Source organism: Streptomyces barringtoniae (assembly GCF_020819595.1).
GTDB lineage: Bacteria > Actinomycetota > Actinomycetes > Streptomycetales > Streptomycetaceae > Streptomyces > Streptomyces barringtoniae.
Window position 1 is genome coordinate 238,609 of the sequence record NZ_JAJHNP010000008.1, and the last position, 19,039, is coordinate 257,647.

Consider the following 19,039-nt stretch of genomic DNA (forward strand, 5'->3'; position numbering starts at 1 on the left):
AAGCGTGCCTGCTCACCGAAGGGAGCTGCAGAGGCTTCTCACAAGGGTGTTACTGCTCGGCGAGCGCGCGCAGGCGGCTCAGTGCCCGGTGCTGGGCGACCCGGACCGCGCCGGGTGACATTCCCAACATCTGCCCCGTCTCCTCCGCGGTCAAGCCCACGGCGATGCGCAGCAGGAGCAGTTCGCGCTGGTTCTCGGGGAGGTTGGCCAGCAGCTTCTTGGCCCACTCGGCGTCGCTGCTGAGCAGGGCGCGCTCCTCGGGGCCGAGGGAGTCGTCGGGCCGTTCCGGCATCTCGTCGGAGGGCACCGCCGTCGAACCCGGGTGGCGCATCGCGGCACGCTGCAGGTCGGCGACCTTGTGGGAGGCGATGGCGAAGACGAACGCCTCGAAGGGGCGGCCGGTGTCGCGGTAGCGGGGCAGCGCGAGCAGGACGGCGACGCAGACCTCCTGGGCGAGGTCCTCGACGAAGTGACGCGCGTCGCCGGGCAGCCGGGACAGCCGGGTGCGGCAATAGCGCAGCGCCAGCGGGTGGACATGGGCGAGCAGGTCGTGCGTGGCCTGCTGGTCCCCGTCGACGGCGCGATGGACGAGCGCACCGATCGCCCCGTGGGCCGTGCCCGCCTCGTCGTCGCGCATCGGTCCATGGTGCCTTGTGGCCGTCCGGTCCGTCGCATTGTGCTCGTGGTTGTGCACTGAAGCGTTATGAGCAGGTGCGCCGGCACTCATCTCCTGCGCCCTCCCCTTCCGCTCGACCGACTCGTCCCCGAGAGACTCCACATCTCAAGGATGCGGCATCCGCGCCGAAACGAGCAGCGCGCGCCCGCCAGGTCGACCCGTACGCCGCCCTCCGAAGCACCCTGCGAAGCCGTACGGCCGGGGCGCGGACGGCCCGGCCGTGTCCGTCCCCGGCCTCACCGGGCGGCGCCGACCACGGGTGTTGCCGGAGTGGATCTCCGTTCACGCGCCCGGCCGACCGCCTGCCGCCCGGCTCCTCGGGTGTGACCGGGTCCACCTCTCGACGGCGCATCACGGCCGCTTCCCCGGGCAACGGGAACCCCCGTCGGGGTCTTTCACCGGCACCCACCTCCCAGAGTCACCGGACCACCTCTTCGAGCGGACCGGGACCATGACCGGGACGCGTCGATTCGACACCGGAGCCGAGGCACGCACCCGTGCCCCGCGCAGGGGCGGCGCGCAGTGCATGGGGTGATCGTCGCCCACACGGCAATTCCGGGCAGGACGCGCCCGCCCGCGGCCGCAACGCACCGCTGGACAGCTGCGCAGGGCATGCCCGCCCAAGGCAGCCGCCCCCGCACCGGCGACCGTTCCACGCACAGCACACGGAAACTGCGCCCCGCAGGGCGATCGTCCACACCGCGCGCGACCGCGGTCGTCCCGCCACGCGCGGCAATGCTGCGCATGACACGCCCGCCCACGCCGCCACGCACCGCCGGACAGCTGCGCAGGACATGCCCGCCCGAGGCAGCCGCCCCTGCACCGGCGACCGTTCCGCGCGCAGCACACGGACGCCACGCCGCGCAGGGCGATCGTCCGCGCCACCCGCGGCGGCGCCGGACAGGACGTGCCCGTGCCGCAACGGAGCCGCAGTGCAGTTCCGCGTACGCGCGCGTGCCGGTGCCGCCTCGGGACCGACGGCGCCCCCGAAGGGCGCGCGCTCGTCCGGCACCGCGCGGGGCCGAGGCGCGGCGCTTCGGCGCCTGAGCCCCGTGCGGTGCCGTACGTGCGACGGGTTCGGTTCGGCAGTCGGCCCGGGGCTCCCCGAAGGGGCCGGTGAGACATTGCGCTGCTGCCCGGGGAGGCGGATATGCGTCCGGCTCCGGGAGTGGCACCCGGCGCCGGACCGGCCCCGCCCGCCCCGCAGGGCCGGGCACCGTCTACCGGACCAGTCCCCAGCGGAAGCCGAGCGCCACGGCGTGGGCCCGGTCCGAAGCCCCGAGCTTCTTGAACAGGCGCCGCGCGTGCGTCTTGACCGTGTCCTCGGAGAGGAACAGCTCGCGGCCGATCTCGGCGTTGGAGCGGCCGTGGCTCATGCCCTCCAGGACCTGGATCTCGCGCGCGGTGAGCGTGGGCGCGGCGCCCATCTCGGCCGAGCGGAGCCGACGCGGGGCCAGCCGCCAGGTCGGGTCGGCGAGGGCCTGCGTCACCGTGGCGCGCAGCTCGGCGCGCGAGGCGTCCTTGTGCAGGTAGCCCCGGGCGCCGGCGGCGACCGCGAGGGCCACGCCGTCCAGGTCCTCGGCGACGGTGAGCATGATGATGCGCGCGCCGGGGTCGGCGGACAGCAGCCGGCGCACGGTTTCCACGCCGCCCAGGCCGGGCATGCGCACATCCATCAGGATGAGGTCGGAGCGGTCGGCGCCCCAGCGGCGGAGGACTTCCTCGCCGTTGGCCGCCGTCGTCACGCGCTCGACACCGGGCACGGTCGCGACCGCGCGGCGGAGCGCTTCTCGGGCAAGCGGGGAGTCGTCGCAGACGAGGACGGATGTCATGACCGCCCTCCGCAGCTGATGCGCGTCACCTTGAGCCTCCAGGCTGGTACGGAATCGTCACCTGTGCGGTCGACCGTCTCGGACGCCTGCCCGAGCTCTTGTGTTTTCAACCGCCTCCGCACTCTCAACGACGGTCACTCGAAAGAGTTACGGGGCTACGGGCCGTCTTCGGCACTCTATGTGAGGGCCCCGACACGGTGCAGACGCGACCAACAGACCCTCAACTTTTCATCACAACCATGCCCCGTTTGGCCCCTTTTCTTCCCGTTTTGCGGTGTCCGAGGCTAGATTCGCAATGAGTCATATTTTCATCTCCTTAGACCGGAGATGTACGGTCGTTGGCACCGTATCCGCTCAGAACGGCTACAAGGGGTCACGTAATGGCAGATTTCTCCCGCCTTCCCGGACCGAACGCGGACCTGTGGGACTGGCAGCTGCTGGCTGCCTGCAGGGGCGTGGACAGCTCGCTCTTCTTCCACCCCGAGGGCGAGCGCGGGGCGGCTCGGAGCGCTCGCGAGAACTCGGCCAAGGAGGTCTGTATGAGGTGCCCTGTCCGCGCAGAGTGCGCGGCGCACGCGCTGGCGGTACGCGAGCCGTACGGCGTGTGGGGCGGCCTGACCGAGGACGAGCGTGAGGAGTTGATGGGGCGCGCGCGCAACCGCCTGGTGACGGCTTCGGCCGCCGGCTCGGACGCCGCCCCCAACCACTGAAGGAACGTTTTTGCACCCACGGACCACCGGGTGCACCCATCCCCCCACCAGGGCACGCCGCCTCGCCACGTGCGTGCCCTTGACTCTGGCGCCGCCCGCACCCGGGGCGTGACCTGTCCCCGGTCGCATGGCACCGGGCCGGATGCCCGTCGCACCCCGCCTGCTCCCGGCCGCGCCCGACCACCCGGACGGACCCGGACCTCCAGCCGTCGGCCGGACTCGACCCGCTAGCCGCGCCCCGCCGCCCGGGCCAGCTGTTCCAGCGTCGCCGCCACGGCCGGCACCTGTGCCAGGTCGGGCAGGGTGAGCGCGACGATCTCGCGCCGGACCGCCGGTTCCAGCCGTACCGTGCGCACGCCCCTGGGCCGTACCGACTCCACCGCCAGCTGGGGCAGCACGGCGACCCCCAGGCCCGCGCCGACCAGGCCGGCCACCGCGGGATAGTCGTCCGTGGCGAAGTCGATGCGCGGGGTGAAACCGGCCCCCTCGCACACCTCGACCAGCTGGCCGCGGCAGCGCGGACAGCCCGCGATCCAGGGCTCCTGGGCGAGCTCGCCGATGGCGACGCTCTCCGCGCGCGCGAGCCGGTGCCGCTCGGGCACCAGCGCCACCAGCCGGTCCATCAGCAGGGGCCGTGCGACGAGGTCGTCCCAGTCCTCGGTGACCGCCGCACCCTCGTAGCGGAAGGCCAGGGCCAGGTCGCAGTCGCCCTCGCGCAGCAGCTCGACGGAGGTCGGGGGCTCGGCCTCCTCCAGGGAGACGCGGGTGCCGGGATGGGCGGCGCGCAGGGCGGCCAGGGCGGTGGGGACCAGGGTGGAGCTGCCGCTGGGGAAGGAGACCAGCCGCACCCGGCCGGCACGCAGGCCCGCGATGGCCGCGACCTCCTCCTCGGCCGCGGTGAGCCCGGCGAGGATGCCGGAGGCGTGCCTGACCAGGGCTTCCCCGGCCTGGGTCAGCCGCATCTCGCGGCCGCTGCGCACCAGCAGCGGCGTGCCGACCGAGGTCTCCAGGGCCTTCATCTGCTGGCTGACGGCGGGCTGGGTGCAGCCCAGTTCGCGCCCCGCCGCCGAGAAGGAACCGGTGGCGGCGACGGCACGCAGGACGCGGAGATGACGGGCCTCGATCACCCCTAAAGCATAAGCGCAGCTTGGGGATGGTGCGCGATATTCGCTCGACGCTTTGAGGTGTGGTCCCGTACCGTGCGGTCATGAAGCTTCTCTCGGTCAATCTGGGTCGCCCGCAGCCAGTGCCGTACACGGACCAGGCGGAGGGCGTGACGGGCATCGACAAGAGGCCGGCCGACGGGCCGGTGCGGGTGGCGGCGCCGGGCCCCAAGGGGGTCGGCGGGAGCGGGCTGGCCGGGGACGCGGTGTGCGAGCTGCGGCATCACGGCGGGGACGACCAGGCGGTGTACGCCTTCGCGCGCGAGGACCTGGACGACTGGGAGCGCGAACTCGGCCGATCGTTGGCCAACGGTTGCTTCGGGGAGAACCTGACCACGGACGGCCTGGACGTCTCCGGCGCGCTGATCGGCGAGCGCTGGCGGATCGGTTCCGGGGTGGTCCTGGAAGTGACCTCGGGCCGGATCCCGTGCCGCACCTTCCAGGGCCATCTGGGCGAACGCGGCTGGGTCAAGAGGTTCACACAGAAGGGCGCAACAGGTGCCTACCTCCGGGTGATCGAACCGGGTGAGATACGGGCGGGCGATCCGATCGAGATCGTTCACCGGCCGGACCACGGGGTGACGGCGGCGCTGCAGTTCCGCGCGGTCACCACCGAGCGGGAGCTGCTGCCGCGGCTGCTCGCGGCGGGCGAGGCGCTGCACCCGGAGACACTGGCGAAGGCCCGCAAGTACATGGCGGAGCAGGCGGGCTGAGCGGCCGTCACCCATGAGCGCGGCGAGCCGGCCGGGCCGAACGGGCCCACCGGGAGGTCCGGGACGCCCGGTGCGGGAGGGGGCGTACGCCGCGCAGGACCGCCCCCGTGAGGGCCTGCCCAGCCCCGCGCGCCTCGTCGCACGGGCCGTCGCCCCGCCCCGCGCGGGCCAACTCCCGTGTCCGGGGGCAGCGGACGCGCTCGCTCCGGGTCACTAACCTTGGGTCATGACAACGGCTCTGATTACGGGATCGACCGCGGGGATCGGTGCCGCGTTCGCGCGGCGGCTGGCGGCTGACGGGCACGACCTCGTCCTGGTGGCCCGGGACGCCAAGAGGCTGCGCGAACAGGCGACCGAACTGCACGACCGGCACGGCATCGAGGTGGAGGTGCTGAGCGCCGACCTGGCCGAGGACAAGGGCATCGAGGCGGTGGCCGACCGCCTCGGCGACCGGAAGAACCCGGTCGACCTGCTGGTCAACAACGCCGGCTTCGGCAACAAGGGCCGCTATCTGGACGTGGCGCTGGCCGACGAGCTCAGGATGCTCAAGGTGCACTGCGAGGCGGTGCTCCGGCTGACCTCGGCGGCGACCGAGGCGATGCGCGAGCGGGGCCGGGGCGGTGTCGTCAACGTCGCCTCCGTGGCCGCCTTCGTCCCCCGGGGCACCTACGGCGCCTCCAAGGCCTGGGTCGTGCAGTTCACGCAGGGCGCGGCCAAGGACCTCGCCGGCAGCGGTGTCCGCCTGATGGCCCTGTGCCCCGGCTTCGTGCGCACCGAGTTCCACCAGCGGGCCGGGATGGGCACGGACAACATCCCCGGCTGGATGTGGCTCGACGCAGACAAACTCGTCGCGGCTGCCCTGTCCGACCTGGCCCGCGGCAAGTCCCTGTCGATCCCCGACCCCCGCTACAAGGCGCTGATGGGCCTGGTGAAGGTGGCTCCGCGCGGGCTGCTGGGCGGGATCACGTCGAAGACGGGGCGCAAGTACGGGCCGCAGTAGCGGACGGGTGGCGCTGCCGTCCCGGTGCGAAAATGAGCGTGACACAGACCGGGCCAGGGGGGCCGGGAGGCGGCGTCATGACCTTCGTACAGCTCATCGAGTGCAGGACGAGCCGGCTGGACGAGATGAACCGGCTGATGGACGACTGGGTCGCGCAGACCAAGGGGAAGCGGACGGCGACGCACGCGCTGGTCGGCAAGGACCGCTCCGACGCGTCGCACATCGTCGAAGTGGTGGAGTTCCCGTCGTACGAGGAGGCGATGCGGAACTCGAAGCTCCCGGAGACCGACCGGATCTTCCAGGAGATGGTCGCCCTGTGCGACGAGAGCCCGACGTTCACCGATCTGGACGTCGTGCGGGACGAGCGGCTGGCCGAGGGCACGGTGCGGCGGTTCTTCGCGGCGCTGCAGACCTCCGGTGAACTGCCGCCGCTCAACGACCTGCTGGACGAGGACATCCACAGCCACGATCCGGTGAACCCCCAGGACACCATCGGGCTGGACAACGCCCGCAGCGAATTCCGGATGTGGCGCGGAGGCTTCGGCTTCACGTTCACGCTCGAGGACGTGCTCACCCAGGGCGACCGGGCCTGCGCGCGGTGGACCTGGAACGCCACGCACCACGGCGACTTCCTCGGCATCCCGCCCACCGGCAGGCAGGTCACCATGACCGGGTTGACGCTGTTCCGCCTCACGGACGACGGCAAGATCGCCGAGATGTGGTGGCAGCACGACCAGCTGGGCCTGATGCAACAGCTGGGTGCGCTCGACGAGTTGGAGCGGTAGAGGGAGCATGTCCCGCACAGGGCGAAGGCCCGGCTCCCCCGCGGGGAACCGGGCCTTCGTGGTGAGCGTTCGGGCTCAGTGGGCGTGGCCGTGGCCGTGGCCCGCGGCGGCCGGCTCTTCCTCTTCCTTCTTCTCGACGACCAGGGTCTCGGTCGTGAGCAGCAGGGAGGCGATGGAGGCGGCGTTCTCCAGGGCGGAGCGGGTGACCTTCACCGGGTCGATGACGCCGGCCTTGACCAGGTCGCCGTACTCGCCGGTGGCGGCGTTGTAGCCCTGCCCCTTCTCCAGGTCCTTGACCTTGGAGACGATGACGTAGCCCTCCTGGCCGGCGTTCTCGCCGATCCAGCGCAGCGGCTCGACCACGGCGTTGCGGACGACCGCGACACCGGTGGCCTCGTCGCCGGTCTTGTCGAGGTTGCCCTCGAGGACCTTGGAGGCGTGCACCAGGGCGGAGCCACCACCGGAGACGATGCCCTCCTCGACCGCGGCGCGGGTCGCGGAGATGGCGTCCTCCAGACGGTGCTTCTTCTCCTTCAGCTCCACCTCGGTGGCGGCGCCGACCTTGATCACGCACACGCCGCCGGCCAGCTTCGCGAGGCGCTCCTGGAGCTTCTCGCGGTCCCAGTCGGAGTCGGTGTTCTCGATCTCGGCCTTGATCTGGGCGACGCGGCCGGTGAGGTCCTCCTGCTTGCCGGCACCCTCGACGATCGTGGTGTCGTCCTTGGTGACGGTGACGCGGCGGGCGGAGCCGAGCACGTCGATGCCGACCTGGTCGAGCTTGAGGCCGACCTCCTCGGAGATGACGGTGGCGCCGGTGAGGATCGCCATGTCCTGCAGCATCGCCTTGCGGCGGTCGCCGAAGCCGGGGGCCTTCACCGCGACGGCGTTGAAGGTGCCGCGGATCTTGTTGACGACCAGGGTCGACAGGGCCTCGCCCTCGACGTCCTCGGCGATGATCAGCAGCGGCTTGGAGGCGCCGGCCTGGATGACCTTCTCCAGCAGCGGCAGCAGGTCCTGGATGGAGCTGATCTTGCCCTGGTTGATGAGGATGTACGGGTCGTCGAGGACGGCCTCCATGCGCTCCTGGTCCGTCACGAAGTACGGCGACAGGTAGCCCTTGTCGAAGGCCATGCCCTCGGTGAAGTCGAGCTCCAGACCGAAGGTGTTGGACTCCTCGACGGTGATGACACCGTCCTTGCCGACCTTGTCCATCGCCTCGGCGATGAGCTCGCCGACCTGCTGGTCCTGGGCGGACAGCGCGGCGACGGCGGCGATGTCGGACTTCTCGTCGATCGGGCGGGCCGAGGCGAGCAGCTCGTCGGAGACGGCCTTGACGGCCGCGTCGATGCCCTTCTTCAGGGCGGCCGGGGAGGCGCCGGCGGCGACGTTCTTCAGGCCCTCGCGCACCAGCGCCTGGGCCAGCACGGTGGCGGTGGTGGTGCCGTCACCCGCGATGTCGTTGGTCTTGGTCGCCACCTCCTTCACCAGCTGCGCACCGAGGTTCTCGTACGGGTCCTCGATCTCGACCTCGCGGGCGATCGTGACACCGTCGTTGGTGATGGTGGGGGCGCCGAACTTCTTGTCGATGACGACGTTGCGGCCCTTGGGGCCGATCGTCACCTTCACCGTGTCGGCCAGCTTGTTGACGCCGCGCTCGAGGGCGCGACGGGCGTCCTCGTCGAACTTCAGGATCTTCGCCATGACAGCGGGAGCCCTCTCGGAATCTATGGGTGGTAAAGACAACTGCGCCCCGGGCGCCCGGCTTCTTTATCGGTCGCGGGGGCCAGGGGCGCAGCTCAGGAGCAAAAGAATGCTCGAGGTGACTACTTCTCGATGATCGCGAGCACGTCGCGAGCCGAGAGGACGAGGTACTCCTCGCCGTTGTACTTCACCTCGGTGCCGCCGTACTTGCTGTAGAGGACGACGTCGCCGACCTTGACGTCGAGCGGAAGGCGCTCGCCGTTCTCGAACCGGCCCGGGCCCACGGCGAGGACGGCGCCCTCCTGGGGCTTCTCCTTCGCGGTGTCCGGGATGACCAGGCCAGAGGCCGTGGTCTGCTCGGCGTCCAGCGGCTGGACCACGATGCGGTCCTCGAGCGGCTTGATGGCAACCTTGGAGCTGGCGGTCGTCACGATCCGACCTCCCCCTTCGGAGATCTCACGGGGTTAACTGTCTGAGGTGGCGACCAGGTCGATCCGTCGTCGCGGGTGCCGGACCTGCCCGTCGCTTTGTTGGCACTCTCCAGGGGGGAGTGCCAGAGCCGAGACTATGACCGCGATTAGCACTCGGTCAAGCGGAGTGCCAATGCCGTGCGGCGCGTCGGCCGAAGATCTGCCTTCCGGCTGCTTTCCGGCGGGCCTGTGCCGCCCCGCCCGCCCTGGGGCTGCCGCCCCCGGACGGGCTGATATGTGCCGGCCGGCACCGGAAAGGTGCTCTACAGGTAGTCCTCCAGCCTTCCCACCGTCAGCCCCGCCTGCTGCACCCTCCGCAGCAGCCTCGCCGTGCGTTCCCGCCGGCTCGGGCCCGCCGTCTCGTCCGGGCCGACCAGGACGATGTCGCCGGGGCGGAGGTGGTGCTCGCCGTGGGTGTAGACGAGCTCGGTCGGGGTCATCGCGGCGCGCCAGAGGACGACCGTGGAGATGCCGCAGCGGGCCGCCGCGCGCAGGGTGGTGGTGTCGTACGCGCCGTACGGCGGGCGGAAGAGGCGGGGGCGCAGGCCGAGGCGGGCCCTGAGCCTGTCCTGCTGGCCGCAGATCTCGGCGCGCTGCCCGGCGTACGGCAGTCCGGCGAGCGCGCGGTGGTCGAGGGTGTGGTTCTCGATGCCGGCGCCGAGCCCGTGCAGGCGGGCGAAGTGGCCGTAGCCGGGGCCGGCGACGCTGTCGGTGAGGAACATGCTGACCGGCAGCCGGAGTTCGCGGACCATGGCGACGAAGCGGGGGTCCTTCTCCGCGCCGTCGTCGTAGGTGAGGAAGACGACCCGGTCGCGGGTGGGGACGTGGTCCAGGACGCGGGGCAGGGCACGGTCCCCGGTCTGCGGGCCGAGCGGGAGGGCGCGGGCGGCGGGCTGCGGCGGGCGGGCGAGGGGCTCGGTCAGGCCCCAGCGGCGGTAGGTCTGGTCGGGAGCGGGTCCGTGCGGGCGTACGCCCTCGGCGGCCTTCTTGCCGAGGCGTTCGATGGGGTCGACGGACTGGGCGCAGCCGGTGAGGAGGAGGGCCGGGACGAGGAGCGCGCCCAAGTACCGGACCGGGCGCCGCCCGCGGCCCGGTCTCCCGCGTCCCGCCCCCGGCCTCACAGGTAGTCCTCCAGGCGGGCCACGGCGTAGCCCTCGCGCGTGACCTTGTCCAGGAAGCGGCGCATGTCGTCGATCATCGTGCCGTTCCAGTCGGAGCGGCCGCGGAAGTGGGTGAGGACGATGTCGCCGCGGCGCATCTTCTGGTCGTCCTCGCGGTACTCCCAGTGGTCGACGTAGACCTCCTCGTTCCAGATCGGCGCGTACTTGATGCCGCAGGCCTTGGCGGCGCGCAGGGTGTCCTGGTTGTAGTTGCCGTAAGGGGGCCGGAAGACCGTCGGGCGCCTGCCGAACCGCTTGTTCATGATGTCCTGCATGCCGCAGATCTCGTGCTTCTGGTCCTCGTAGGACAAGCCCGGCAGGTAGGGGTGGTGCAGGGTGTGGTTGTTGAGGGTGTGGCCGTAGGACTGCATCGTGCGGAAGTAGCCGTAGTCGTCCTTGACCAGGTAGTTGCTGAGGAAGGCGGTGTAGGGGATCTGCAGGTCCTGCATCATCCGCAGGAACTTCGGGTCCTTCTCCGAGCCGTCGTCGATGGTGAGGAAGACGATCTTCTTCCTGGTGGGGATCGTGGTGAAGACCGGGGGCAGGTCCCAGTCCTCCTGGTGTTCGACCTCGAAACCGGCCCGGGCGGTGATCTCCGGTTTGGTCCTGGGCGGCGGGGGCGGCGCAAGCGGCACCTGGGCCAGGCCCCAGCGCCTGGCGGCGGCGACCAGGCGGGCGTGTTCGGCGGCCCGGCGGGCATGTTCGGCGGCCTGGCGGTCCTGGGGGCTCAGGACATGCACGGGGCCGCCCTGGGCGGGGACGGGGCGAGTCGTGTCGGTGGAGCCGGCGCAGCTGGACAGAAGTGTGGAACAGGCCAGCGCGGCGGCTCCGCAGCCGAGGGTGAGACGCCCACGACGGGACCGATTTTTATCGTTTTGTACGACTACTCGCATAGTGCCGGATCCTTCCAGGGCAGGACCCGGAGCCCGGGCCGACACCGCGGCCGGAAGGCGCACGATCCACCGACTGGCCGACAATGACCCGGTGAACGACCTCGCTCTCCTCCTCACCCCCGAAGGCCGTGCCCTCCTCGACGAGGTCCGCGACACCGCCCCCGCCGACGAACTCGCCGTCGCCACCCGGCTGCGCCGCGACCATCCCGCCGAGCTGGTGTCGGCCGCGCTCGGCCAGGCCCGGCTGCGGCAGCGGGCGGCGGCGAAGTTCGGGGCGGCGGACGCGGGACGGATGTTCTTCACGCCGAACGGGGTCGAGCAGTCGACCCGGACGAGTGTGGCGACGTACCGCGCGGAGCGGCTCAGGGGTCTCGGCGTGTCCTCCGTGGCCGACCTGTGCTGCGGGATCGGCGGGGACGCGATCGCGTTCGCCCGGGCGGGGATCCGGGTGCTGGCCGTGGACCGCGATCCGGCGACCGCCGCCGTGGCGCGGGCGAACGCCGAGGCACTGGGGCTGGACGAGCTGATCGAGGTGCGCGAGGCGGACGTCACCGAGGTGGACACGGGCGGCTACGACGCCGTGTTCGTGGACCCTGCCCGGCGCGGCGGGCGCGGCCGCATCTTCGACCCGGAGGCGTACTCGCCGCCCCTGTCCTGGGCTGTCGAGGCCGCCCGTTCGGCACCCCGCGCGGCACTGAAGGTGGCGCCCGGCATTCCGCACGAGGCCGTCCCCGCCGACGCCGAGGCCGAGTGGATCTCGGACGGCGGCGACGTGAAGGAGGCCGTGGTGTGGTTCGGCACCGAGCCGGGAGCGGTGCGTGCCACCCTGCTGCCCGGCCCGCGCACCCTCCTCGGCGAGGGGTTGCCCGACCCGGAGGTCCGGCCGGTGGGCCGCTACCTGTACGAGCCCGACGGCGCCGTCATCCGCGCCCATCTGGTCGCCGAGGTTGCGCAGCAGCTGGACGGCGGCCTGATCGACCCCACCATCGCCTACGTCACCGCCGACGAACCGCGCCCCACCCCGTACGCCTCCGCCTACGAGATCACCGACCGACTCCCCTTCAACGTCAAGAAGTTGAAGGCCCTGCTGCGAGAGCGCGAGGTCGGCACGCTGACCGTGAAGAAGCGCGGGTCGGCCGTCGAGCCGGAGGAACTGCGCAGGAAGGTCAAGCCACAGGGGCCGAACGCGGCGACGGTGTTCCTCACCCGGGTCGCGGGCGCACCGGCCATGCTGATCGGGGCCCCCGTGACACCGCGCCACCCGAACCCTCAGTGATCAGCGAGGGAACGGATCCTCGTCAGCAACAGCTGCCGCTCGCGTTCGTTGCGGGCCAGGCCGGCGGCTCGTTCCAGCTCCGTGCGGGCCTCCGCGGTACGGCCGAGGCGGGCGAGCAGGTCGCCGCGGACGCTGGGCAGCAGGTGGTAGTCGCGCAGGGCGGGTTCGGCCGTCAGGGCGTCCACCAGCTTCAGGCCCTCGGCCGGGCCGTCGGCCATCGACACGGCGACCGCGCGGTTCAGCTCGACCACCGGGGACGGGGCACAGGCGGCCAGCAGGCCGTACAGGGTGGCGATGGCACGCCAGTCGGTCTCCTCGTAGCGGTGGGCGTGCGCGTGGCACGCGGCGATGGCCGCCTGGAGGGCGTACGGGCCCGGGGCGCCGGTCGCCGTGGCGCCGGCCCGGTCCAGGGCGCGGATGCCACGGGCGATGAGCATGCGGTTCCAGCGGCGGCGGTTCTGGTCCTTCAGCAGCACCGGTTCGCCGCCCGGTCCGGTACGGGCGGCCGTGCGGGACGCCTGGAACTCCAGCAGCGCGGTCAGCCCGTGCACCTCCGGCTCCTTGGGCATCAGCGCGGACAGGACGCGGGCCAGGCGCAGCGCGTCCTCGCACAGGCCGGGGCGGAGCAGGTCGTCGCCGGCGGTGGCCGCGTACCCCTCGTTGAAGATCAGGTAGATGACGTCCAGGACGGAGCCGAGGCGGGCCTCGCGGTCGGGGCCGTAGGGCACCTCGAAGGCGACGCTCTGCTTCGCCAGGGTGCGTTTGGCGCGGACGATGCGCTGGGCGATCGTCGGCTCCGGGACGAGGTAGGCGCGGGCGATCTCGGCCGTGCTCAGGCCGCCGAGCAGGCGCAGGGTGAGCGCGGTGCGGGCCTCGGGCGACAGCACCGGGTGGCAGGCGGTGAAGACGAGCCGGAGCAGGTCGTCGTCGATGTCGTCGGGGTCGGCGGGCTCCTCGTACGACGGCGGAGCCGACCGCGAGAGGTCCCGGCCGATCTCCTGCAGCTTGCGGGCGTAGGTCTCGCGGCGCCGGATCAGGTCGACGGCGCGGTGCCGGGCCGTCGCCATGAGCCAGGCGCCGGGGTTGCCGGGCACGCCGTCGCGGGGCCATTGCTCCAGGGCGGCGACCAGCGCGTCCTGCGCCAGTTCCTCGGCGATGCCGACGTCCCGGACGATCCGCGCGACGCCGGCGATGACCCGGGGTGACTCCAGACGGAAGACGGTCTCGATCGTGTGCGCGGCGGTGGGCGCGGCGGTGGGCTGTGGTTCCACAGCCCACCATGCAACACCGCCGTACGGCACGGCGCCAGGCACTCAGCCCTCGGCGATCTCCCGCACCTCACAGGTCACGGTCCAGAAGTCCTCGTGGACCTGCAGGAACCGCTTGGCCCACTCCAGGGCCTCGGCCTTGTCCTTGCACTGCATGATGGCGTAGCCGCCGATGGCCTCCTTGGTCTCGGTGAACGGCCCGTCGGTGACGGAGATCCTGCCGCCCTCCCAGCGCACCCGGGTGCCCTCGGCGGTCGGGGTGAGCCCGGCGGTGTCGAGCATGACGCCGGCCTTGGTGACCTCCTCGATCAGCTCGCCCATCCGCTGCATCAGCTCGGGGCTGGGGCCCTCGGCAGGGGCGGAGGACTCGTCGATGCGCACGAGCGACAGGTAGCGGGGCATGGTGACTCCTTCGGTCGGGCGGCGGGGTCCGTCCCCGCCGCTCACCCATGCGTCGAACGGAAGACACCCGGATCGACACGCTCACCGAAGATTTTTCCGGCGGATGTCTCCGATCTTCGTCAGGGCCGTGCCGGCTCAGCGCAGGGACGCCCACAGGCCGGTCGCCGCCGGCTCCTTCGCGATCACGCGGTTGGGGTCGGAGGGGGCGGTGACGACCGGCATCATCACCGTCCTCACATGGTCGGCCGTGAGGCCCTTCAGGCTCTGGCCGAGCCGCATCAGCTCGCTCAGGGAGTCCAGGCCGGTGTCGGTGGTGAGGCTCGCGGTGACCGCGTCGGCGACCCGGTACAGCCTGGCGGGGTCGGTGAGCAGGTTCGTGCCGGCCATCTGCTCCAGCAGGTCCTTGACCAGCATCTGTTGCAGCCCTATGCGGCCGAGGTCGCTGCCGTCTCCTATGCCGTGCCGGGTGCGGGCGAGCGCGAGGGCCTGCGTGCCGTCGAGGTGGTGGGGGCCGGCCTTCAGGTGCAGATGGCTGTAGTCGTCGTCGATGTCCTGCGTGGTGGTGACGTCGACCCCGCCGAGCGCGTCGACCAGCTTGGCGAAGCCGGAGAAGTCGATCTCGATGTAGTGGTCCATGCGGACGTTCGTGATCGACTCGACGGTCTTCACCGCGCACACCGGCCCGCCCACCTCGTAGGCGGTGTTGAACATCGCGCCGTAGGCCACCGCCGTCGCGCCGCCGGAGGCCAGCGGGCAGGACGGGCGGGTGACGAGGGTGTCGCGGGGGATGCTGACGACCGTGGCCTTCGTGCGGCCCGCGTCGATGTGCACGACCATCGCCGTGTCCGAGCGGGCGCCGGAGCTGTCGCCGCCGCCGAGCTCCTTGTTGGCCTTGCCGCTGCGCGAGTCCGAGCCGAGGACCAGGATGTTCAGGGAGCCGGTCGGCAGCGCGGAGGCGGTGGCCGCCGGGGCGATCACCGCCTTCGCCGGGCGGTCGTCGCCGAGCGCGCTGTCGATGTCGACGCTCTTGATGTTGTGGTTGAGATGCCAGTACACCCAGCCCACCGCGCCCGTGCCCAGCACCAGGGCGCCCGCGAGGGTGAGGCCGACGATCCTCAGCGCTCCCGGCCGCCGGCCCACCCGTCTGCCTGCTTCGCCTTGCTCCTCGTCGTGCTCCATGTGTCGCGTCACGCCAGGAACGTAAGTCCGAATTATTAGGGGACTGTTAGCGCAAGCGGTGTGAGTCGGTTTTCTTCGGAATTCCTCATCCGCGGTGTGGCCGCGCACCTGCTGGTGGTGGGCCCGGGCGAAGGCGACGATCCGGTCGGCCTCGGCATCGCGCATTGCTGCCGAAAGTTTCGGTCGTGCAACCGAATGACTTCGGAGGAGTGTGGGGGCGCCCACCCCACCGTCAATACGACAGCTTCCGGCCGACGCCGTCACACGGCCGCGGGCGCCGCCGTACTGCTGCGGACGACGAGGCTGGTCGCGAGCTCCACCCGGGTCGCCGCCCGGTCCTCCTGCTCGCGCCCCAGCTCCAGCACCAGGCGGGCGGCGGCCTCGGCCATCTCGGTCAGCGGCTGCCGTACGGTCGTCAGCGGCGGGCCGACCCAGCGGGCCACCGGCAGATCGTCGAAGCCGACCACGCTGAGGTCCTCCGGGATGCGCAGGCCCAGCTCACGGGCGGCCTCGTACAGGCCGAGCGCCTGCAGGTCGTTGCCCGCGAAGACGGCCGTCGGCCGGTCGGGGCGGCGCAGCAGCTGCAGGCCCAGGCGGTAGCCGGCGTCGTGGTGGAAGTCGCCGGCCACGACCAGCGAGGGGTCGACCGGCAGGCCAGCCGTCTCCAGGGCCGCGCGGTAGCCGTCGACGCGGGCCCGGCTGCACATCATCCTCGACGGGCCGCTGATCGCGCCGATCCGGGTGTGGCCGCGCTCGACGAGATGACGGGTGGCGGCGAGTCCGCCCTGCCAGTTGGTGGCGCCGATGGACGGCACCTCCGGGCCCGGGTCGCCCGCCGGGTCCATCACCACGAACGGGATGGAGCGGCTGGTCAGCAGCGCCCGCTGGGACTCGTCGAGTCCGGACAGCACCAGCACCACGCCGTGCGGGCGGCGCGCGGCCACCTGGTCGGCCCAGGTGCGGCCCGGGGTGAGCCGGCCGGCCGACTCGGACAGGACGACGCTCAGCCCGGCGTCCCTTGCCACGTTCTCCACGCCCCGGATGACCTCCAGCGCCCAGGCGCTCTCCAGCTCGTGGAAGACCAGGTCGATCAGCGGGGAGCGGGACGCTTCGGCGCGGCGGCGCCGGTAGCCGTGGGCGCGCAGCAGTTCCTCGACCCGGGTGCGGGTGGCGGGGGCGACGTCGGCACGGCCGTTGAGCACCTTCGAAACAGTCGGAGCCGACACCCCGGCCTCACGGGCGATTTCGGCGAGGGTTGCCGTCTGCGTTTCTGTGGGCTTCGCAGGCTTCATGCGCGCGATCGTATCCCCGCAGCACCCCTTGACGAAGGCCAGTGTGCGCCATAGGTTCCCGGAACATTCGGTATTGTCATCGAAACATTCGGGAACATACGTGAGCGACAGTCAGAGTGACGGGAGTTCCATGACCACCGCTCCTTGGCGCGACCCCGCCCTGCCCGCCAACGCCCGCGTGACCGACCTGCTCGCCCGGATGACCCTTCAGGAGAAGGCCGCCCAGCTGTACGGCGTGTGGGTGGGCGCCGCCACGGACGGCGACGGCGTGGCCCCCCTGCAGCGCGAGATGACCGCCGACCTCGACTGGGAGGAGTTGATCACCCACGGCCTCGGCCAGCTGACCCGCTCCTTCGGCACCGCGCCCGTGGACCCCGCCCTCGGCGCCCGGGCACTGGCCCGCGCCCAGCGCCGGATCGCCGCCGCCGGCCGCTTCGGCATCCCGGCCGTCGCCCACGAGGAGTGCCTGGCCGGGTTCACCGCCTGGCGCGCGACGGCGTACCCGGTGCCGCTCGCCTGGGGTGCGGCCTTCGACCCGGCGCTGGTGGAGGAGATGGGCCGCCTCATCGGCCAGGACCTGCGCGCGTGCGGCGTCCACCAGGGCCTCGCCCCCGTCCTGGACGTGGTCCGCGACCCGCGCTGGGGACGGGTGGAGGAGACGATCGGTGAGGACCCGTACCTGGTCGGCACGATCGGCACGGCCTATGTGCGCGGCCTGGAGTCGGCCGGGGTGGTCGCCACGCTCAAGCACTTCGCCGGGTACGCGTCCTCGGCGGGCGCCCGGAACCTGGCGCCGGTGCGGGCAGGCGTACGGGAGTTCGCGGACGTCACGCTGCCGCCGTTCGAGATGGCCCTGCGCGAGGGCGGGGCCCGGTCGGTGATGGCGGCCTACACCGAGACCGACGGCGTGCCCGCCTCCGCGGACCCGCGCCTGCTGACCGAGCTGCTGCGCGAGGAGTGGGGCTTCACCGGCACGGTGGTCGCCGACTACTTCGGCATCGGGTTCCTCGAGACCCTGCACCGGGTCGCGGCGGACGAGGCGGAGGCGGCGCACCGGGCGCTGGCCGCGGGCATCGACGTCGAGCTGCCGACCGTGAAGTGCTACGGCACCCCGCTCGTCACCGCCGTACGCGAGGGCCGCATCCCGGAGTCGCTGGTGGACCGGGCGGCCCGGCGCGTGCTGCTGCAGAAGTGCGAGCTGGGCCTGCTGGATCCGGACTGGCGGCCGGAACCGCAGGGCCCGGTGGACCTGGACTCGGCGGAGAACCGTGCCGTGGCCCGGCGGCTGGCCGAGGAGTCGGTGGTCCTGCTGGACAATCCCGACGGGCTGCTGCCGCTGGCCCCCGACTCCCGGATCGCGGTGGTCGGCCCGCGCGCGGCGGACGCGCTCGCCATGCTCGGCTGCTACTCCTTCCCCTCCCACGTCCTCACCCACCACCCCGACGTCCCGCCCGGCATCGAGATCCCCACGGTCCTGGACGCCGTGCGCGCCGAACTCCCGGACGCCAAGGTCACCTTCGCCGAGGGCTGCGGGGTCTCGGACCCGGACACGGCCGGCTTCGAGGAGGCGGTGGCCCGGGCGGCGGAGGCGGACGTGTGCGTGGCGGTGCTCGGCGACCGGGCGGGCCTGTTCGGCCGGGGCACCTCGGGCGAGGGCTGTGACGTGACCGATCTCCGACTTCCCGGCGTGCAAGCTAAGTTGCTGGACCGTCTGGTGGCGACGGGCGTCCCGGTGGTGCTGGTCCTGCTCACCGGGCGGCCGTACGCCCTGGGCCGCTGGCACGGCCGGCTCGGCGCGGTCGTCCAGGCCTTCTTCCCCGGCGAGGAGGGAGGATCCGCGGTGGCCGGGGTGCTGTCCGGCCGGGTGAACCCCTCCGGGCGGCTCCCGGTGAGCGTGCCGCGCGTGCCCGGCGGCCAGCCCTGGACCTATCTCCAGCCCCCGCTGGGCCTGGCCGGCGAGGTCAGCAGCCTGGACCCGACCCCGCTGTACCCGTTCGGCCACGGCCGCTCGTACACGACGTTCGCGTGGGAGGACGTCCACGCTCCCGAGGCCGAGATCGCGACGGACGGCGCATACGAGCTCTCCCTGACCGTCCGCAACACCGGCGACCGCGCCGGCGCCGAGGTCGTCCAGCTGTATCTGCACGACCCGGTGGCGAGCGTGACCCGGCCCGACGTACGGCTGATCGGGTACCGGCGGGTGGAGCTGCCGTCGGGCGCGTCCCGCCGGCTGGCCTTCCGCTTCCACGCCGACCTGTCCTCGTTCACGGACCGCACGGGGGCACGCGTGGTGGAGCCGGGAGCGCTGGAGCTGCGGCTGGCGGCGTCGAGCACGGACGTACGGCACCGGGTGCGGCTGCGGCTGACGGGGCCGGTCCGGGCGGTCGGGTCCGAGCGGCGACTGCGGTGCGATGTGGTGGTGTCCCGGGGAACTGATTGAACCTCAGGGGCCGGGTGGCACGTATGGAGTCACGGCGGAAGCACAGTGAACGCTCTTCCGCAAGATCCCTGACACGGGC

General features: G+C 72.2%; 17 protein-coding genes. 6 read left to right on the forward strand and 11 right to left on the reverse strand.

Annotation, left to right across the window (positions count from 1 at the left end; genetic code table 11):
• Nucleotides 1-49: 49 nt before the first annotated feature.
• Together LMU33_RS16685 and LMU33_RS16690 are read right to left on the reverse strand one after the other, a co-directional pair.
• Complete coding sequence (locus LMU33_RS16685; protein WP_228621181.1) at nt 50-637, reverse strand: sigma-70 family RNA polymerase sigma factor; 588 nt, start codon at nt 635-637, stop codon at nt 50-52.
• 1,259 nt (nt 638-1,896) lie between these two features.
• The gene (locus LMU33_RS16690; protein WP_003948568.1) at nt 1,897-2,508 is read right to left on the reverse strand and encodes a response regulator transcription factor; all 612 of its coding nucleotides are present in this window, start codon (nt 2,506-2,508) and stop codon (nt 1,897-1,899) included.
• A gap of 380 nt (nt 2,509-2,888) precedes the next feature.
• Here LMU33_RS16690 and LMU33_RS16695 point away from each other — a divergent pair, with 380 nt between their 5' ends.
• On the forward strand, nt 2,889-3,218 hold the full coding sequence (locus LMU33_RS16695) for a WhiB family transcriptional regulator (protein ID WP_228621182.1): 330 nt from the start codon (nt 2,889-2,891) through the stop codon (nt 3,216-3,218).
• Between the two features lie 227 nt (nt 3,219-3,445).
• Here LMU33_RS16695 and LMU33_RS16700 read toward each other — a convergent pair whose 3' ends face one another.
• On the reverse strand, nt 3,446-4,345 hold the full coding sequence (locus LMU33_RS16700; RefSeq protein WP_228621183.1) for a LysR family transcriptional regulator: 900 nt from the start codon (nt 4,343-4,345) through the stop codon (nt 3,446-3,448).
• Between the two features lie 80 nt (nt 4,346-4,425).
• Between LMU33_RS16700 and LMU33_RS16705 the strand changes: the two genes are divergently transcribed.
• The 3 genes from LMU33_RS16705 (at nt 4,426) to LMU33_RS16715 (ending at nt 6,879) form a co-directional block, all read left to right on the forward strand.
• Nucleotides 4,426-5,094, forward strand: a complete 669-nt coding sequence (locus LMU33_RS16705) for an MOSC domain-containing protein (RefSeq protein WP_228621184.1) — start codon at nt 4,426-4,428, stop codon at nt 5,092-5,094.
• 226 nt (nt 5,095-5,320) lie between these two features.
• Nucleotides 5,321-6,094 carry an SDR family NAD(P)-dependent oxidoreductase gene (locus LMU33_RS16710; RefSeq protein ID WP_228621185.1) on the forward strand — a complete coding sequence of 258 codons (774 nt, stop codon included), beginning with the start codon at nt 5,321-5,323 and terminating at the stop codon, nt 6,092-6,094.
• A gap of 77 nt (nt 6,095-6,171) precedes the next feature.
• Nucleotides 6,172-6,879 carry an ester cyclase gene (locus LMU33_RS16715; protein ID WP_228621186.1) on the forward strand — a complete coding sequence of 236 codons (708 nt, stop codon included), beginning with the start codon at nt 6,172-6,174 and terminating at the stop codon, nt 6,877-6,879.
• A 75-nt stretch (nt 6,880-6,954) separates the two neighbouring features.
• Here LMU33_RS16715 and groL read toward each other — a convergent pair whose 3' ends face one another.
• From groL to LMU33_RS16735, 4 genes are all read right to left on the reverse strand, one after another.
• Nucleotides 6,955-8,580, reverse strand: coding sequence for a chaperonin GroEL (gene groL / locus LMU33_RS16720; RefSeq protein ID WP_228621187.1), 1,626 nt, complete (start codon nt 8,578-8,580; stop codon nt 6,955-6,957).
• A gap of 122 nt (nt 8,581-8,702) precedes the next feature.
• A complete protein-coding gene (groES, locus tag LMU33_RS16725; RefSeq protein WP_039652762.1) occupies nt 8,703-9,011 on the reverse strand; it encodes a co-chaperone GroES in 309 nt (102 codons plus the stop codon).
• Nucleotides 9,012-9,313: 302 nt separating this feature from the next.
• Complete coding sequence (locus LMU33_RS16730) at nt 9,314-10,114, reverse strand: polysaccharide deacetylase family protein (RefSeq protein ID WP_228621188.1); 801 nt, start codon at nt 10,112-10,114, stop codon at nt 9,314-9,316.
• Nucleotides 10,115-10,167: 53 nt separating this feature from the next.
• A complete protein-coding gene (locus LMU33_RS16735) occupies nt 10,168-11,103 on the reverse strand; it encodes a polysaccharide deacetylase family protein (RefSeq protein ID WP_228621189.1) in 936 nt (311 codons plus the stop codon).
• Nucleotides 11,104-11,194: 91 nt separating this feature from the next.
• On the opposite strand from LMU33_RS16735, the gene LMU33_RS16740 reads away from it, so the two are divergent.
• Nucleotides 11,195-12,379 (forward strand): class I SAM-dependent methyltransferase, encoded by a 1,185-nt coding sequence (locus LMU33_RS16740; RefSeq protein ID WP_228621190.1) that lies wholly within the window; start codon nt 11,195-11,197, stop codon nt 12,377-12,379.
• Here the strand turns inward: LMU33_RS16740 and LMU33_RS16745 are convergent.
• From LMU33_RS16745 to LMU33_RS16760, 4 genes are all read right to left on the reverse strand, one after another.
• Nucleotides 12,373-13,650 (reverse strand): RNA polymerase sigma factor, encoded by a 1,278-nt coding sequence (locus LMU33_RS16745; RefSeq protein WP_228621191.1) that lies wholly within the window; start codon nt 13,648-13,650, stop codon nt 12,373-12,375. The two genes, LMU33_RS16740 and LMU33_RS16745, sit on opposite strands and share 7 nt — an antisense overlap.
• Before the next feature lie 42 nt (nt 13,651-13,692).
• A complete protein-coding gene (locus tag LMU33_RS16750; protein WP_228621192.1) occupies nt 13,693-14,049 on the reverse strand; it encodes a YciI family protein in 357 nt (118 codons plus the stop codon).
• A 135-nt stretch (nt 14,050-14,184) separates the two neighbouring features.
• The gene (locus tag LMU33_RS16755; RefSeq protein WP_228621307.1) at nt 14,185-15,228 is read right to left on the reverse strand and encodes an LCP family protein; all 1,044 of its coding nucleotides are present in this window, start codon (nt 15,226-15,228) and stop codon (nt 14,185-14,187) included.
• Nucleotides 15,229-15,488: 260 nt separating this feature from the next.
• Nucleotides 15,489-16,520 (reverse strand): LacI family DNA-binding transcriptional regulator, encoded by a 1,032-nt coding sequence (locus tag LMU33_RS16760; RefSeq protein ID WP_228621193.1) that lies wholly within the window; start codon nt 16,518-16,520, stop codon nt 15,489-15,491.
• Nucleotides 16,521-16,650: 130 nt separating this feature from the next.
• On the opposite strand from LMU33_RS16760, the gene LMU33_RS16765 reads away from it, so the two are divergent.
• Nucleotides 16,651-18,960 (forward strand): beta-xylosidase/alpha-l-arabinosidase, encoded by a 2,310-nt coding sequence (locus LMU33_RS16765; RefSeq protein WP_228621194.1) that lies wholly within the window; start codon nt 16,651-16,653, stop codon nt 18,958-18,960.
• Nucleotides 18,961-19,039 lie beyond the last annotated feature (79 nt).

What these genes read in the sequence shown, in the direction of transcription:
- LMU33_RS16715 (WP_228621186.1), top strand. Translation starts at nt 6,172, where the DNA reads ATGACCTTCGTACAGCTCATCGAGTGCAGGACGAGCCGGCTGGACGAG.
- LMU33_RS16765 (WP_228621194.1), top strand. Translation starts at nt 16,651, where the DNA reads ATGACCACCGCTCCTTGGCGCGACCCCGCCCTGCCCGCCAACGCCCGC.
- LMU33_RS16710 (WP_228621185.1), top strand. Translation starts at nt 5,321, where the DNA reads ATGACAACGGCTCTGATTACGGGATCGACCGCGGGGATCGGTGCCGCG.
- LMU33_RS16690 (WP_003948568.1), bottom strand. Translation starts at nt 2,508, where the DNA reads ATGACATCCGTCCTCGTCTGCGACGACTCCCCGCTTGCCCGAGAAGCG.
- LMU33_RS16705 (WP_228621184.1), top strand. Translation starts at nt 4,426, where the DNA reads ATGAAGCTTCTCTCGGTCAATCTGGGTCGCCCGCAGCCAGTGCCGTAC.
- LMU33_RS16735 (WP_228621189.1), bottom strand. Translation starts at nt 11,103, where the DNA reads ATGCGAGTAGTCGTACAAAACGATAAAAATCGGTCCCGTCGTGGGCGT.
- LMU33_RS16685 (WP_228621181.1), bottom strand. Translation starts at nt 637, where the DNA reads ATGCGCGACGACGAGGCGGGCACGGCCCACGGGGCGATCGGTGCGCTC.
- LMU33_RS16750 (WP_228621192.1), bottom strand. Translation starts at nt 14,049, where the DNA reads ATGCCCCGCTACCTGTCGCTCGTGCGCATCGACGAGTCCTCCGCCCCT.
- LMU33_RS16695 (WP_228621182.1), top strand. Translation starts at nt 2,889, where the DNA reads ATGGCAGATTTCTCCCGCCTTCCCGGACCGAACGCGGACCTGTGGGAC.
- groL (WP_228621187.1), bottom strand. Translation starts at nt 8,580, where the DNA reads ATGGCGAAGATCCTGAAGTTCGACGAGGACGCCCGTCGCGCCCTCGAG.
- LMU33_RS16755 (WP_228621307.1), bottom strand. Translation starts at nt 15,228, where the DNA reads ATGGAGCACGACGAGGAGCAAGGCGAAGCAGGCAGACGGGTGGGCCGG.
- LMU33_RS16760 (WP_228621193.1), bottom strand. Translation starts at nt 16,520, where the DNA reads ATGAAGCCTGCGAAGCCCACAGAAACGCAGACGGCAACCCTCGCCGAA.